The organism is Streptomyces sp. NPDC002690 (assembly GCF_053592415.1).
In genome coordinates, this window is sequence record NZ_JBSFVR010000186.1 from 1 (window position 1) to 14,237 (window position 14,237).

Genomic DNA, 14,237 nt, shown 5'->3' on the forward strand with positions numbered 1-14,237 from the left:
CCGCCCGCCCGACCGCCTCCGTCGCGGACGCCACCCAGCACCTGCTGCGCACCCCGCAGGACACGGAGCAGGCGGTGGCCGCCCGGGGGCGGCGCGGTCTCCAAGAGGGCGAGGGCCGCCTGTGCCGCCGCTTCCTCCGCCTCCTCGACGGCGTACCCGAGGTGGTCTGCTTCCCACAGCGCCGCACGGGCCCACCTTGCCGACTCCCGGGCGGTCTCAGCGGCCTCCTCGTGGCCCATGGCCCGAAGCACACGAGCCACACCGACCAGGCTCAGGGCTCTGTCGACGGCGCACCCCGACGTGCTCGCCAGGGTGCGGGCGCGCCGTGCGTCGCCGAGCCGGGCGATCGTCCGCGCCACCGCGTCGGGCAGCGGGCGTACGTGGGAGGACAGCATCTCCCGGGAGACACCGGCCGCAGCCGACATGGCCAGGTCCGGTGGCGGTGAGGTGGCCGTCGCGGTCGGATCGATCAGGTCGAGGTGGCCGAGCGCGACGTCGGCGGCGGAGTGCCGGGCGAGGAGCGACTGCCGCTCGGGGTCGAGGACCAGGGCGGTGAGCCGCTCGGTGTCCCCGCTCTCGCGCAGGAGGCGGGTGTAGCCGCTGAGAAGGTAGTTCGGTGTGTCATCGGGCCAGTGGCCGGCCCGGTACCTGCTCGCCCAGTCGTGCAGTTCTTGGGTCCGCGCGGCCAGGAAGGGCTTTCCCAGCTGCTCGCACGCGATTCTGCGCAGTTCCTCGTGGGCCGGCACGAAGGTCTGCCGGCCGGCGCCCGCCTCCGCCTCGGACCGTACGTCCAGAGGGAGCAGATCCGCGCGGGTGGGCGCCAGCGAGCGGCTGACCACGGTGCGCAGTCGTTCTTCCACGTCGCGGGGCGGGAGGCCCAGCAGCTCGCCCAGATCAGCGCTGGTGAGAGCGCCGCGTGCCGAGACGAGCAGGCCCAGCAGGCGTCGGCCGATGCCGGGGTCGTTCAGCAGGGTGTCCAGTTCGGTGAGGGCGGTGTCCCGGATGATCCGTGCCGCCGGCGAGTCGTCCAACCGCCGGACGACGGCAGGGTCCCGCAGCGGATGGTCGGGCGCCAACTTCACCGGCACACGCGGGTGGGGGCGCCCGGCGACGATGACACGCATGCCGCACGGGGGAACCTTCGGTAGCAGTCCGGCAATGCCCGGATCGGCAAGTCCGGCGTCCGCGTCCTCGTCGAGCCCGTCGACGATCAGCACCAGCCGTCGACCGCGCTCCCGGCACCGGTGGGCCGCCGCTTCGTACAGCGGGTTGAGATCCGGATTCCGGTCGTTCAGCGGAGGACGGCGCTTGTTCTCCGCCGCAGCCGCCAGTTGCAGCGAGACCGCCCGTACGAAGCCGTCACGGCGATCGGTGCCCAGGCGGCCGGCGATGACGTAGTGAGCGACATCGACCCCGGCGGGCGCACGGACGGTGAACCAGGCCATCAGAGCCGTTTTCCCCGCCCAGGGACCGGCCTGCCACCACGAGTAGGCGGGGGCGCCGTCCGGAGCCTTGACGAAGGCCGTCAGATCGGCCACTTCCTCGTCCCGTTCCACCAACTCCTGGGGGAGGACGTCCAGGAGAGCCGGGGTGTGCCCTCCGAGCAGGCGTGCTCGGGACGTCGCGGTCACGCGGGAGCCGTGGCTCCCCTGCCTGCTCCTTCCGGCGTTCTGCGCCGTGCTCAGCTGCTGGCTCCAGATGCCCGCGGGCGTCGGGACGTGGCCGGGCGAGCGACGCTCCGCGCGCTCCTCCAGATACGGAATCAGGACGTACAGAACGTACTTGACGTGCTGTGGCTTCCGCGGAGGTGTCTTGCTGAACCAGTCACCGAGAGTCGACTTGGGCACCTCGTAGCCGTGCTGTTCGGCGAGGTTCAGCAGATACCCGTACCCCAACTTCCTGCCGCCCGCCGCCTCGTACAACGCCTTCAGTTCGCTCATGAACGTCGGCAGCGATTCGCGACCGGTTCGTCCGTTTACTGCGGAAGACTTCTCCGGACACATTTTCATTCCCTCCTGACCTGCGCGTATGCCGCTGTTTTACCTCTGTCGACATCGCCGGACACCGCCCCGGTGGCGGATACCTGTGGGACCGCGCCCGACGGAGAAGACCACCGGGCGACAACCCCGAGGGGGACCCACATGTCCGTACTGCCGCATGTCCTGGAGCCCGTGCTCCAGGAGGCCGCCGTCCTTTCCGCCGCCACCGGCCTCGCCTACACCGGGGCAGTGGTGACGGTCGCGGGGTTCTCCGTCCTCTTCCGCGACCCGCAGCGCCGGCGTGACGCCCGGACGACGCTGATGATCCTGATGAGGCGTCGCGGGAAGCGGTGATATGTCCAGGGCCTGGCCCCGGTGTGTCCTCAGGGCCTACCCTCGGCCCCTGTCGGTTCCCGTGTGTGCGGGGATGGCTCCCGTTAGGAGCAGATCCTCCGTTGCCCCCGCGTGCGCGGGGATGTCTTCCACCTGCCCGGCCCGCCCGCGACGACATCTGGCTGTCGTGACGGGCGGGGCGTGCAGTGGAGCACCGTCTTGTGGAGGCCTGATGCGATCCGGGCCGCCCCCATCCGTCAGCGGGTCAGGATCAGTCCGCAGCTGTAGGCGCGGGCGTGGCCGAGACCGTTCGACAGGGCTCCCACGAGGGTTTCCGGGTCGGTGACCGTGAGGGAGCCACGGATCTCCGCGCGGCCGATCCGCAGCGGCTTGTCGCGGTGGGCGCTCGACACGGTCGGCAGCATGCGGATGGCCAGGGCGGAGGGGGCGGCCGTGGCGCCGATACGGGTCACGCCGTCCTCCGCGTTCGCCGGCTCCCCGTCCGCCTGGAGGCGACGGGAGAACCATCCCTTCACGTGCTCCGGCGTGGTGTGAGCGGTCCTGGCGCCACGGGCCCTATCCGAGACGGGTTTACCGGACGGCCTGCTGCGGGTCGGGTTGACGACCGTGCGGAAGCCGACGACTTCGCCCGTTCTGAACGTGCGGTCGACGGTGATGAGGTGCGGGGCCGCGGTGAGAGCCTCACGCGGTATACGGGCCCAGTCGCCCGGAATTCTGGACTGCACGACCAGGATGAGGGCCGCCGCCTTCAAGTCGACCGACCACGTCGACAGGATGCCCATCTGGGCACGTGGCTGGAGGTCGCCGTCCTTGACCCAGCCGCGGAACCCGCTCATGACGGTGCGGTGCATCTCCTGGGCGTCGACGAGGGACTTGGCGACCAGCGGGTGGCGGGCGTTCAGCGAGAGTACGGAGTGGGTGGCGACGAATCGGGCTGTAGAGGCCCGTGCGCTGTTCACGGGATGATGTCCCATTCGGTTGCGTTCGGTGCGATGGTGATGCGTGTGCGGGTCTCCCAGCGCGTGACGTGAGTCCGGCGGGCCGGATCGAAACTGACCGGCTGGTCGTTCACCCGCGACGCACCGGGTGTGCCGGAGGGCGCCTGGATCCACGCCAGGGGACGTCGGCCCGAGGTGTCGGGTCCGTACGGGCCTGGGAGCAGGAGCTTGGCGGCGAACGCGTCGGCGATGGTGCCGGGAAGGATCTCCGCGGCCAGGGTGCCGGAGGGCGGGCAGGACTTCCGGCCGAGCCACAGCAGCCGCTTCGGGTGTTCCAGTGCGTACGCGACCTCTTCCAGCAGGGCCGGGTCCTGGTGCTGGAGCCCGACGACGAACGCCGCGTCCGACAGGTACCAGCGTTCGGTGATCATCGCCATGCGCGAGAGCTCGGCCGAGACCAGGTTCCCGGAGACCGTATCGGAGGTGATCTTCTTGGGCGCCCCGTACCAGCCGGCCAGTTCGTGGTGTCCGAAGTGCGGCCCGTCGGCCGCCGCCATGCTCGCGGCGACGGCCGCGGCCCGCCGGTGGTCCGTGATGACGTCCCGGGGACGCAACGGGAAGCGGCCGGCGCCGACGGTGTGATAGTCACGCACCGGGGTGCCCGGGTGGTCGGCCCGGACACCGAAGACGAGCGCGGCGAGGTCGTCGACGGCGTCGGTCCGCTTCCGGCCGAGGGCTGCCGCGCACAGGCCGACGACCGCCGACTTGGTGGGGCGGACGTGAGTGTCGCGGTGGGAGAACCGGGACGCCACTCCCCAGGACTGCAACGGCGCGGCGAGCCGCACGAGCAGGACGTGCGTGGTCACGCCGTCAGCTCCTCGGTGGAGGCGACCGTCACGGCGCCGGTGTCCTCCAGCGTGCCGAGGAGTTCGTCGATCCGAGGGTCGTAGGTGAGGACGCGTCCCGCCCTGATGTCGGGCCGCCGCCGGCTGACGAACGCGTGGTGCTTCAACAGCCGCCGGACCGCCGCCGGACCGGCGGGACCCTCGCCGTCCTTGTCCAGCGGGTTCTCGTCGATGGGGGCCTGGAAGGCAGCCGCGTAGTTGTACGGACGCTCACCCTCGAAGGCGAGGACCAGCGCGGGCAGTGACCCGGTGGAGGCGGTCGAGTTCCTCTTCGCCTCGGGGAAGGCGTCGACGAAGGCCGTGACGAATTCGGCCTCGGCGGCGACGGATGCCTCCTCGGCCTCCTCGGCGGCCATCCCGGCCGCCTGGAGATTCCTGCGCAGCTTCACGCGGTCGAGGACCGCGTGCCGGTAGAAGGTACCGGTGATCAGCGACTGGTAGCCGGTCATCCCGGCGCCGGCGTCGTCCGCCGCGTCGAGGAAGTCGAGCGCGTTGCTCTTGCGGTCGAGCTTCGCGTCGTCGGCCGCAGCGTAGAAGTCGTCCACCTGCTCCGCCTCGTGCACGGTGAACGCGTGGCTGCTCTGCACGGCGCCGTCGACGTTGGGGGAGTCCGCGATCTCGGCGAGGAAGCGTCCGTACAGGGCGATGTCGATGGCGTCGCGCGGGGCGAGCGCGGTCAGGACCGCCGCGCGGGTCTCGGCGGGCACTGTGGGGAGCTTGGCGTCGGGTGCGGCGGTGCCGGCGGCTTCGCCCGTGTCCGGCTCCTCCTGCCCGGCGCCCCTGCGTGCGCCCTTCTTCCCCTTGGCCGCGGCTGCCGCGCTTTGCGCCGTCACGTACCCCTCGGTCCAGGGCCGGAGCGTCACGGCCTGCTCGTGGATGTGGGCGGCCATGCGCGAGCCCGCGTCCGCCGGGGCGAACAGCAGCACCTTGGTCAGGTTGGCGACGGTCTTCTTGGCGGGGTCCCCGAACTTCAGACCGGTGGCCTCGATGACGGCGCGTGCGGTGCGGACGGCTTCGTCCGCCTCCCAGCCGTGCGTGGAAGTGAGGGCGCGTGCGGTGATCAGCGCCCATTCGCGGGTTCGGACACCGGTGCTGCGCCCGGCCAGGGCGCCGAGGCCCGCGTTGGCCCGGTTCCGGGCGTGGACGCGCTCGGCCCTGCGCCGCGCTTGACTCGTGATCAGGTGCCGTTCGGTGCCTCCGTAGACGATCGACTTGGGCGCCCCGTTCTCGTCCCGCACGGGGAGCACCGCCACCAGGGTTTCGAGAAGGTGCAGGGAGAGGAACTGGCTGCCGGCGGACGAGGCGTCACTGGTCACGTGGTGGGGTCCTTCTGGAGGGTGGCGGCGGAGGAGGGGGCGGGCCGGGCGACGGCCCTGGTGGGAGGCATGTGGAAGGCCACACCCCACTCGTACGGAACGCGGGCACTCCGGTCGTGCCACCGGTTCAGGTCGTCGACGAGCCGGGCCCAGGACGGCGGCTCCTTGTCGCAGGCGCGCAGCCGGGCGACGGCGTGCTGCAGATGCCGCCACGGGACGCGACGGCTGGACACGATGCGGTCGACCAGACGAGCCGCGCCCGGGTCGTCCGGCCCGCGTGCCGTTCCGCCGCCGATACGGCGGGCGGCCTCGCCGAGGCTGCCGTACCCGAACTTGGGCTTCGACCGTCCCTGGTGATAGACCGCGAAGAGAAAGGCGACCTGACCGTAGACCTCACGCTCGGCCTCGGTCGGGCTGTACCAGAGGGCGCGGAAGTGGGGCTCCCGGTGGCCGCGGGGGCGCCGGAGCTCGGCGAGACTCGCGTAGTCGTGGTTGTGCACGAGGCTGGCGAGCCAGGCCGTGAGCGCCGCGCCGCCCTCGCTGGTGGCAGGGCCTGTGCCGGTGGTCATGAGGTGGTCTCCCCTCGGAGTTCGGCCGGGGCCGTCGGCATGGTCAGCTCGGCGTCGAAACGCCTCAGAGCGGCTGCCCGGGTCTTCGTCCCCTGCGAATTCCTGGGAAGCCCGGCGAGATGTTCGGCGAGGAATCTGCGGGCTGCCGTGGCGACAGAGACCGCGTACTCGTGAAGTGAGGCATGGACGTCCTCGCCCAGGGTGGTCTCCTCCATCAGCAGATCGAACGGTTCCCCCGTCGCCTGCCAGTGCTCGCGACGTACGTCGAAGCGTGCGATCTGGTCGTTCTTGTCCGTCGGCTTGGGGTTCGGATATGCCACGGTCCAGGCCGCGTACGCGGCCTTGAGCAGCGCGGACGCCACGAACTCCGCGACGGCCGAACCGCGGTAGGAGGCCAGGTACAACCTGGCCTCCAGGCCAGGGGCGAAGGGGAAAGTGCTGTCGACCCATGCGATGCCCGTGGTCTGCCTGGCCACGAACCCGACCGCCCACAGCTCGATGCGCCGCGCGGGCTGCTGGCCGGGCTCGGGAGCCATGTCCGCAGCCGGGAAGAGGGCGAGTCGCCGGTACAGGGTGCCCCCGTCGTTGACACCCGACCGGGTGCGGGCTTCGGCCACGGCCGCGTAGAGCGCGTGGGCCTCCCGCCAGACCGCCCGCGTCGCCGAAGCCCACAGCGGCTTGACGGTGCCGTCCGCCTTCTTGGTGTACACGGCGTCCTGGAGATGCTCGGACGTCAGCGCGAGCAGCTCGCCGGCGCCGAGCAGCACCCGGTCCACGTGCTCCCCGGTACGAGTCGGACGGAGCAGGATCGACCGGCCCAGGGAGCTGTGCAGGTCGGCCGGACCGGTGACCGGGCGGCCGGTCGGCTTGGTCCTGAACCCGCGGCGCTCCTTGCCTGCGGTCCATGTGCGGTTCAGCGTCCCGGGTGACCCTGAGACCGGGGCCAGGTTGAGGCGCAGCGTCTCACCGAGGCTGACTCCGAGTGCTATCACCCGGATACGGGTGCCCAGGCGGGTGGCCGCGAGGTTGGTGATGGTGGCGCCGAGTGTCTCCTTGCCGGAGATCCTGGCGCGTCCGGCCGGAGCGTACACGTGCTGAGTGAGCATGGCCCGGAAGGCCTCGGCGACGGGGAGCGGGCTGGCGTGCTCCAGGTGGTGATGGTCGAAAAACTGGTTGTAGTCCCCGACCTGCTCGATCACCAGTTGTGCCGGCCCCGCGCCGTGTTCGTCGAGGAACGGTGCGAGCAGTGCGTTCTGCCCCAGAGGTTCCACAGGGTGGAACAGGTCCCAGACCTCGTCCTCCGGGCGCTCGGCGAGCCACTTCGCGGCGGGCCGCAGCACGTCCCGACGGTCCACCCAGGCGGGCCACTGCGCGGCCGACTCCGGATACGTGCCCGAGGCGTAGCAGATGGCCAGTAGGAACTCGACGACCGCGACCTTCTCTCCCGGCGTGCCGCCTTCCAGATTCCGTACGTCGTCGGCCTGGTGGAACAACTCCACCAGACTCAGGTCGACGAGCCGATCATCGAGGGTCCGCACCGGGATGCAGGGGGAGTCCCGGGGATCCCACCGGGGCCGAACGCTCCGCTCAAGCGCCGCACTTGATCCAGGCATGCTCTGTCATTCGCTCTTGCTCCTCACGGTTGCCCGTTTTTACCGGACAAGACGCTAGCAGCCCGCGGTGCGCAAAACAGGCGATTCGCCGGATGGCCAAAGGGGTTGTATCCGGACGTCGTTGAGGATGTTCGCGGCGGCCGTAGCCGGAGCGTGTGACGGTGACGGCCGGGGGCGAGCGGTCATGCGCCGGCCGCCGCCGTGGCCCGGCGGTCACAGATACGCCGGGGACACCGCCGCGTTCGTCACCGGGTGCGGGCGGCCCGACCCGTCGGCCGGGACTTCGTAGAGGTCGGCGCCGAAGTCGCCCGGCAGCGCGTACGTCACGGTGGTGTCGTCCTTCCAGACCGCCTGGTCGTCCACGCTGCGGGTCTCGGCGAGCGGGTGGTCGGCGAGCGTGCTCAGGTCCAGGACGTGCAGGCGCCAGGGGGCGTCCGCGGGCAGGCCCATGTCGCGGCTCTTGTAGGCGATGCGGGTGCCGTCCGGGGAGAGCGAGGGGCACTCCACGTCGGTCCGGAGGGTGGTGAGCGTACGGTCCTCCAGGTCGCCCCTGACCAGGTACGTCAAGCCCTTCGTGGCGAGGGTCGCGTAGAAGTGCCGGTCGTCCGGGGCGAAGGTGACGCCCCAGAAGTTGACGTCCGCGGCCCGGTAGGGGCGGCCGTCCTTGCGTATCGTGAAGTCCTCCAGGCTCGGGATGAGTTTTCCGGTGCGGGTGTCGAGGATGGCGGCGCGGGTGGAGAAGTTCGTGCCCGCGTAGCTGTCGCCGCCCACGAAGACCGTCCAGGCGACCAGCCGGCCGCTGGGGGAGACGCGGGCGCGCGAGGGGATGCCCGGGATCGCGTAGTGCGCGGTCTCCTTCAGCCGCCGGTCGAGGATCGTGGCCCGGTAGGTGTCCTGGAGCGCCCCGTGCACCGCTTGGAGGCAGACTCCGGTGCCTGAAGCCGCGTAGAAACGCAGGCACTTGACTCCCGAGGCGGTGCGGGCTCCGGTGGGCGCCGTGACCGGGACGGTCGTCAGCTCGTCGCGGTGAGGGCCCCATGCCATGTTGCGGAAGATCATCCGGTGCTGGTCCGTGAGCGTGATCCGGCCTGCGGCGACGACCGGCCCGCCGGGCTTCGCCACGTCCAGGCGGTCGGACCTGGCCGAGGCGTGCAGCACGGAGGCGGTGGCGACGACCGCGAGCACGGTGACCGCGCAGAGGAGGACGAGGAGCCGGGAGCGCGGGCGCGTCATGCGGGAACCTTCACGGTCGGGCCGGTACGGAGTGCGAACGCGGCGCACACGGCGAGTGCGGCAGCCGCCGCGAGCAGGGCCGTGCGGTCGCCCCACGCGGTCCAGGCCGCGCCGAAGGCCAGCGAGCAGATGAACCGGGCGAAGGCCTGCCCGGTCTGGATCAGGGCGAGGCCTGAGGAGCGCAGCTCCTCGGGCACGCTCTGAGAAGCAGCCGCCATCAGGACCCCGTCCGTGGCCGCGTAGAAGGCGCCGTGCAGGACGAGCACCAGGTACGGGAGCGCCGTCCCGTGCCACGAGGAGAGCAGCAGGCCGTACGCGCCGAGCAGCGCGACGTGCCCGGCGAGGAACACCCGCCAGGGACCGACCCGGTCCGCGAGCCGGCCCAGGGGCAGGGCGAGCAGCAGGAAGGCGGCTGCGGTCCCGACCGGCATCAGGGCGAACCAGCGGTCGGGCACCCCGAGACGGTGCTGGAGCAGCAGGTAGACGAACGAGTCGCTCACGGTCGCGAGACCCAGCAGCAGCGCGCAGACGGCGATCCGCCGGACCGCGCGGTGCCGGAGCAGCGCGAACGCCGCGCGCAGGGTGGGCCGGGGGGCGGTGCCGGGGTGCCCGGCCGGATCATCCGTGACACGCGGGGCGCCGGTCTTGGAGGAGGCGAGCGGGGCGGCGTTCTTCGCGGGTACGAACAGCACCAGCACCAGCACGCCCACCGCCGCGACGCAGAAGCTCACGGTGAACACCGCGTCGTAGCCGTCGACCGTGGCGCGCAGGATCAGGAACGCGGCGAACGGACCGAGCAGGGCGCCCGCGGTGTCCATCGCGCGGTGGACACCGAAGGCGCGGCCACGGGTCTCAGGCGGCGACGAAAGGGAGATCATCGCGTCGCGCGGTGCGGTGCGCAGCCCCTTGCCGGTGCGGTCGGCCGCCAGGACGAGACCGATGGGCGTGAGGGTGTGGGCCATGAGGAGAAGGGGCTTGCAGAGCGCCGAGAGGCCGTAGCCGAAGACGGCGACGAGCTTGTGGCGCCCGCCTCCGCGGTCGGCGAAGTGACCGCCGACCAGACGGACCAGGGCGGAGAACCCGTTGTAGACACCGTCGAGCAGACCGAAGCCGAGGGGGCTCAGGCCGAGACCCGCCACCAGGTAGAGCGGCAGGACCGCGGTCACCATCTCGGAGGACACGTCGGTGATCAGACTGACCGTGCCGAGCGCCAGCACGGTGGGGGCGACCGCCACGCGCCGCCTGGCCGGCTGAGTGCCCGGCCCGGCGGCGCGTTCGGCGGACCCCGCACGAGTGGCGCGGCTGTCCGCTACATACATGTCAGGAGGTCCAGACTCCGGTGATGTCCTTGGCGGTCGCGGCGTTCCCCGCGTGCCCGAGGCCGTGCATGTCCTCCAGCGTGCGCAGGAGGTCGTAGTGGTTGTAGGTGGTGGCGGAGGTGGCGCCCGCGGTCACCTGCTGCCCGTAGAGGACCGTCGGGATGCGGTTGCCGCTGAGCCGGTTGTCCTCGTCGAAGGTGACGACGAGAAGGCTGTTGTGGGTCTTGGCCCAGGTCGCGTAGGCGCCGAGGTTGTTCTTCAGCCAGGTGTCACCGCTCGACACCGAGCAGTCGTGCATGTCACTGCACAGGTTCGGGACGACGAAGGAGACCTGCGGCAGCTTCGTGTAGTCGGTGGGGAACTGCGCGAACGTGTACGCGGACGAGGTCGGGACGTTGCTGAACCCGAACCACGGGTTGTGCTTGCGGGCGTAGTCGCCGCTGCTGCACATGGTCGAACCCTGGCTGGGCAGCGTCTCGTTGTAGCTGGCCCAGCTCTTGCCCGCGGCGATCAGCTCGGACGCGAGGTTGGCCTTGCTGGAGAAGCCGGGGGTGTAGCAGCTGTCGTCCGTGATGCCCTGGGTGGCTCCGGAGAACAGGGCGAAGTAGTTGGGCTGGCTGGGGTGCGTCTCGGCGTAGGAGGCGGTGAGGTTGGCGCCGCCGGTCTTCAGCGAGTTGATGTACGGGGCGCTCGACGAGCCGATGACCTGGCTGTAGCCGTGGTTCTCGAAGACCACGACGATCACGTGGTCGGGGGTGGGCACGCTGGCCGCGGCCTGCGCGGACGACGAGCCACCGATGCCGGTCCACAGGCCGACGGCGGCGACGGCGGTGAGGGTGAAAGCACAAGCGAGGGCGGCGCGACTGCGTCGGAACACGGATCTGCCGGGCACGGGTGGCCTCCGGTTGGGGAGTCGGGAGTGACAGGGGCGATGCAGGGTCGAGCATGCTCACGCCAAGGGTCGTCTGGTGCACCTCGCATCGCTGGGGTCATGAAGAGCGGGTGAACTGTGCGTTCCGGTGGGCTGGGGGCGCGTCCGGTGCGGTGGCCGTCCGGGCGCGGGATGCCCGGTCCGCACAGAACGGACCGGGCATCCCCGTCATGGCCCCGTCGCCCGCGTCACCGTCGTCGGGCGACGGTCCCGACCAGGTGGCGTGCCGTCGGACAGGGCCTCGTGGACCGGTGGCTCCACGGAGAACGGCCCGCGGATCACCGGCCGTTTCACGGCTGCGGGGTCGGGGGCGTCTGATCCGCTCCCGCGATCCGGAGGTTGTCCATGTGCTCCAGCGTGAAGCGCTCCCAGGTGGCGACGGATTCGGAGCGGGCGCGCACCATGCCCTGGTTGTCCCCGGTGTAGTTGTTCTCCACGGAGACGTACTTGCCGCTCGCCGTCGACTTCAGGGCGTAGTCCTGGCCACCCTGCGGGACCAGCGTGAACTGCTCCCATCCTGCCGGGGAGGCCGAACGGGCGCGCAGCATCCCCTCGGCGTCACCGGTGTAGTTGATCTCGGTGCCCACGAACAGGCCGTTGGCCTCGGAGCGGAGCTCCACAGAGGTGCCGGCGTCACGGGTGTGGAGGGTGAACTCCTCCCAGCCGCCCCTGGTGTCGTTGCGCGCCCGCAGCATGCCCTCGTTGCTGCCGGTGTAGTTGAGCTCGGTGGACACGTACTTGCTGTTCACACGGGACTTGAGCGACCAGCGGGCCACCCTGGCGGCGATCCAGTCCGTCACGTCGTCGAGACGGGTCTCGATGGCGGCGTGGCGGGTCGCTTCGGAGCCCAGGCAACCGCCTTGCCAAGAGCGGCTGTTGATCGCGACGAGGGTGTCGCCGTCCGCACCGGTGCGCACCGCGGGGCCACCCGCGTCGCCCAGGCAGACCGCCGCGCCGTCCACCGCGTCGATGTCCAGGTCCGGGCCGCTGGAAGCGGTGACCGTGAACGCGCCGCTGTGCGGCCTGCCCGGCACCCACTCGTCGGCGGTCCTGCCGTATCCGGAGACCGACAACTCCTCGCTCACTGCGGGAGCCTGGTTGCCGATCGCCACCGGAGTGACGTCCGAGACGGACGAGGCCAGCCTTGCGAGGACCAGGTCGCGGTCGGTCCGCGGGACCAGTTCAACGATGTCGCGGACCTCACCCGTCGTCGTACCCAGGTCCGCGCCCCCCACGACCGCCCTGGCCGGCACCGTCGGCGCGCCGACGGCGAGGGAGGCGTACTGGGAGGGGTCGTCGGTGAAGCAGCTGGCGGCCGTGACGATCCAACGCTTCTCGATCAGGGCGCCCGAGCAGGCGTGCCCGCCGTTCTCGGCGTCGCCCACCTCTATCTTCACCAGGTAAGGCCGCTGGCCCGCGGTGGCGTCGCCCACCACGGCCTGGGCCTGAGGGGCCCCGAGCGTGCCGACCCCGACCAGCGCCCCGGCGGCCCATGCGGCGTACTTCCTTGCTCTCTTCATTCAGTTCCTCGATCAATTGAAGGGGAGTGGAACAGTGCTACGGCCACGAGCCGGCTGCGAGGGAGGCGACACGATCCGCCGTGTCCGGCGACGCATTCCGATCCGTCATGTCCGACAACGCGTCCCCGCCGGACGTCCTGCCGGCCACCGCCCCACTGGCGGCCACGTGGGCCCCGGTGGTCGGCGGCGGCCCGGCGCCCGAGTCCTCCGTACCTTCGCCTCAGCCCCGGCCGCACCCTGAACCCATGACGGTCCGCACGCTCGATTTCGACCGAGATGAATCCACAGGACTCCTTTAATTCATCTCCGGTTCACCATTGTTCAATAAGGCGATGAATTCGGAGTCGGGTGTTCCGTCGTCCGGGCCGATGGTGCTGCCGCCCTTCTCGGAGATTCTTTGGCGACGTCATGGAATCTCAACCGGAGAGCGTTTGTCCACCGGGTAGTGGTGGTCGCTTTCGTGAATCGCTCCGGGAACGGGGCTCGGGTGGAACCGTGATGCCCTTATTCATCCCTCCGGCGTGCGGCCGGGTTGGCTGCGCGTCACATATGACCGCAGTGCCTGGTTGCGGTGAAAATGGATCCTGCGCCATTTCTCTGGCGCCGGTAACGGAATCCGGGGTCTTGTGGGGCGAGTGGGCCGGTCGCCCGCACGGCTTCGCCCATCCGGTCGTCGATGCGGGTCCATCGACGCGTGAAGCGCCTTTTGGCCACTGGGTGAGCGGTCGTGGCGGTGCACCCCGGCGGGCGGGGCGGTGGAGACGGTGCGTATCGGTGAGCTGTTCGGAGCGCCCGACTCCCTCTGGCGTGATGCTCGTCACATGGTGATGTACCCGACGTTCCGTCATCTGCCCCGTTTTGCGTGATGGACGGTTCCGGGAAATGGATGTTTCATGATCCGGTGCGCAATATCTGGGCGCGCCCGGCTGTCCGTGGTGCAGGAAACTAAGAGGGGGCGACTGGGGGCGACATGGTGGAGGCCGCGTCTTTCTGGGGGTGCGCGCGGAGTGGAGTCGGGTGGAAGTCGGTGAAGCGCTCCGCCCTCGCTCGTCCGGGAATTCCTTGCCGCGGATTCCGAGTGCCGCTCCTTTCCGAATCGCCGGCTCCCGGGCCTCCGGTGCGACGGTCCGTCGCCAAGCCGTGAAGCCGTGAAGCCGCGAAGCCGTCAGGCCGCGAAGCCGTCAGGCCGCGAAGCCGTCAGGCCGTGAAGTCGCTGCGTCGCGAACCCCGGGAAGCCGTCAGGGCGCGCCCAGCCGTCGGCGCCGCTCGCGGTGCGGGGCTCTCCGGCGGGTGACGGTCCGCCGCGATGATCGCAGCGGTCTCTTCCTGCCCATCGACCATCGGTGATCTCCGTGCCATCCTGGGCCTTCAACTCCCCGGTGTCTCGGTACCGGTGGTGGCCACGGTGGTTGACAACGATGTCAGGAGAGTGGGATGACCGACCGCACCGCGAACGCCGGCAGACGCGCGCTCCTCACCCGGGGCGCAGGGGCCGTGGCGGGCGGCGCGTTGCTGGGGACGCTGACCGCCACGCGGGCGGAGGCCGCCGACCGGGCCGAC

10 protein-coding genes and 1 pseudogene are annotated in these 14,237 nt (G+C 70.8%); 1 reads left to right on the plus strand and 10 read right to left on the minus strand.

What is annotated here, in order from left to right:
- Nucleotides 1-1,940, minus strand: a pseudogene (locus ACWD3D_RS22220) (hypothetical protein); the annotation flags it as partial.
- 201 nt (nucleotides 1,941-2,141) lie between these two features.
- Between ACWD3D_RS22220 and ACWD3D_RS22225 the strand changes: the two are divergent.
- On the plus strand, nucleotides 2,142-2,333 hold the full coding sequence (locus ACWD3D_RS22225; protein ID WP_451462570.1) for a hypothetical protein: 192 nt from the start codon (nucleotides 2,142-2,144) through the stop codon (nucleotides 2,331-2,333).
- 236 nt (nucleotides 2,334-2,569) lie between these two features.
- On the opposite strand, the gene ACWD3D_RS22230 is transcribed toward ACWD3D_RS22225, so the two are convergent.
- From ACWD3D_RS22230 to ACWD3D_RS22270, 9 genes are all read right to left on the minus strand, one after another.
- Nucleotides 2,570-3,292: a type I-E CRISPR-associated protein Cas6/Cse3/CasE gene (locus ACWD3D_RS22230; RefSeq protein WP_451462571.1), complete on the minus strand. Its 723-nt coding sequence runs from the start codon at nucleotides 3,290-3,292 to the stop codon at nucleotides 2,570-2,572.
- Nucleotides 3,289-4,137, minus strand: a complete 849-nt coding sequence (gene cas5e, locus ACWD3D_RS22235; RefSeq protein ID WP_451462572.1) for a type I-E CRISPR-associated protein Cas5/CasD — start codon at nucleotides 4,135-4,137, stop codon at nucleotides 3,289-3,291. The genes ACWD3D_RS22230 and cas5e overlap by 4 nt, the downstream gene beginning before the upstream one ends.
- Nucleotides 4,134-5,492: a type I-E CRISPR-associated protein Cas7/Cse4/CasC gene (locus ACWD3D_RS22240; protein ID WP_451462573.1), complete on the minus strand. Its 1,359-nt coding sequence runs from the start codon at nucleotides 5,490-5,492 to the stop codon at nucleotides 4,134-4,136. Before ACWD3D_RS22240 ends, cas5e begins: the two co-directional genes overlap by 4 nt.
- Nucleotides 5,489-6,061: a type I-E CRISPR-associated protein Cse2/CasB gene (casB, locus tag ACWD3D_RS22245; protein ID WP_451462574.1), complete on the minus strand. Its 573-nt coding sequence runs from the start codon at nucleotides 6,059-6,061 to the stop codon at nucleotides 5,489-5,491. Before casB ends, ACWD3D_RS22240 begins: the two co-directional genes overlap by 4 nt.
- The gene (locus ACWD3D_RS22250) at nucleotides 6,058-7,599 is read right to left on the minus strand and encodes a type I-E CRISPR-associated protein Cse1/CasA (RefSeq protein ID WP_451462575.1); all 1,542 of its coding nucleotides are present in this window, start codon (nucleotides 7,597-7,599) and stop codon (nucleotides 6,058-6,060) included. The genes casB and ACWD3D_RS22250 overlap by 4 nt, the downstream gene beginning before the upstream one ends.
- Before the next feature lie 288 nt (nucleotides 7,600-7,887).
- On the minus strand, nucleotides 7,888-8,907 hold the full coding sequence (locus tag ACWD3D_RS22255) for a TolB family protein (RefSeq protein ID WP_451462576.1): 1,020 nt from the start codon (nucleotides 8,905-8,907) through the stop codon (nucleotides 7,888-7,890).
- Nucleotides 8,904-10,226: an MFS transporter gene (locus ACWD3D_RS22260; RefSeq protein ID WP_451462577.1), complete on the minus strand. Its 1,323-nt coding sequence runs from the start codon at nucleotides 10,224-10,226 to the stop codon at nucleotides 8,904-8,906. The genes ACWD3D_RS22255 and ACWD3D_RS22260 overlap by 4 nt, the downstream gene beginning before the upstream one ends.
- Nucleotide 10,227: 1 nt before the next feature.
- Nucleotides 10,228-11,118, minus strand: a complete 891-nt coding sequence (locus ACWD3D_RS22265) for an alkaline phosphatase family protein (RefSeq protein WP_451462578.1) — start codon at nucleotides 11,116-11,118, stop codon at nucleotides 10,228-10,230.
- 329 nt (nucleotides 11,119-11,447) lie between these two features.
- The gene (locus tag ACWD3D_RS22270; protein ID WP_451462579.1) at nucleotides 11,448-12,677 is read right to left on the minus strand and encodes a trypsin-like serine protease; all 1,230 of its coding nucleotides are present in this window, start codon (nucleotides 12,675-12,677) and stop codon (nucleotides 11,448-11,450) included.
- Nucleotides 12,678-14,237 lie beyond the last annotated feature (1,560 nt).

Bases quoted from the DNA above. Each gene is read 5' to 3' on its own strand.
- ACWD3D_RS22255 (WP_451462576.1), bottom strand. From the start codon at position 8,907: ATGACGCGCCCGCGCTCCCGGCTCCTCGTCCTCCTCTGCGCGGTCACC.
- ACWD3D_RS22225 (WP_451462570.1), top strand. From the start codon at position 2,142: ATGTCCGTACTGCCGCATGTCCTGGAGCCCGTGCTCCAGGAGGCCGCC.
- ACWD3D_RS22270 (WP_451462579.1), bottom strand. From the start codon at position 12,677: ATGAAGAGAGCAAGGAAGTACGCCGCATGGGCCGCCGGGGCGCTGGTC.
- casB (WP_451462574.1), bottom strand. From the start codon at position 6,061: ATGACCACCGGCACAGGCCCTGCCACCAGCGAGGGCGGCGCGGCGCTC.
- ACWD3D_RS22260 (WP_451462577.1), bottom strand. From the start codon at position 10,226: ATGTATGTAGCGGACAGCCGCGCCACTCGTGCGGGGTCCGCCGAACGC.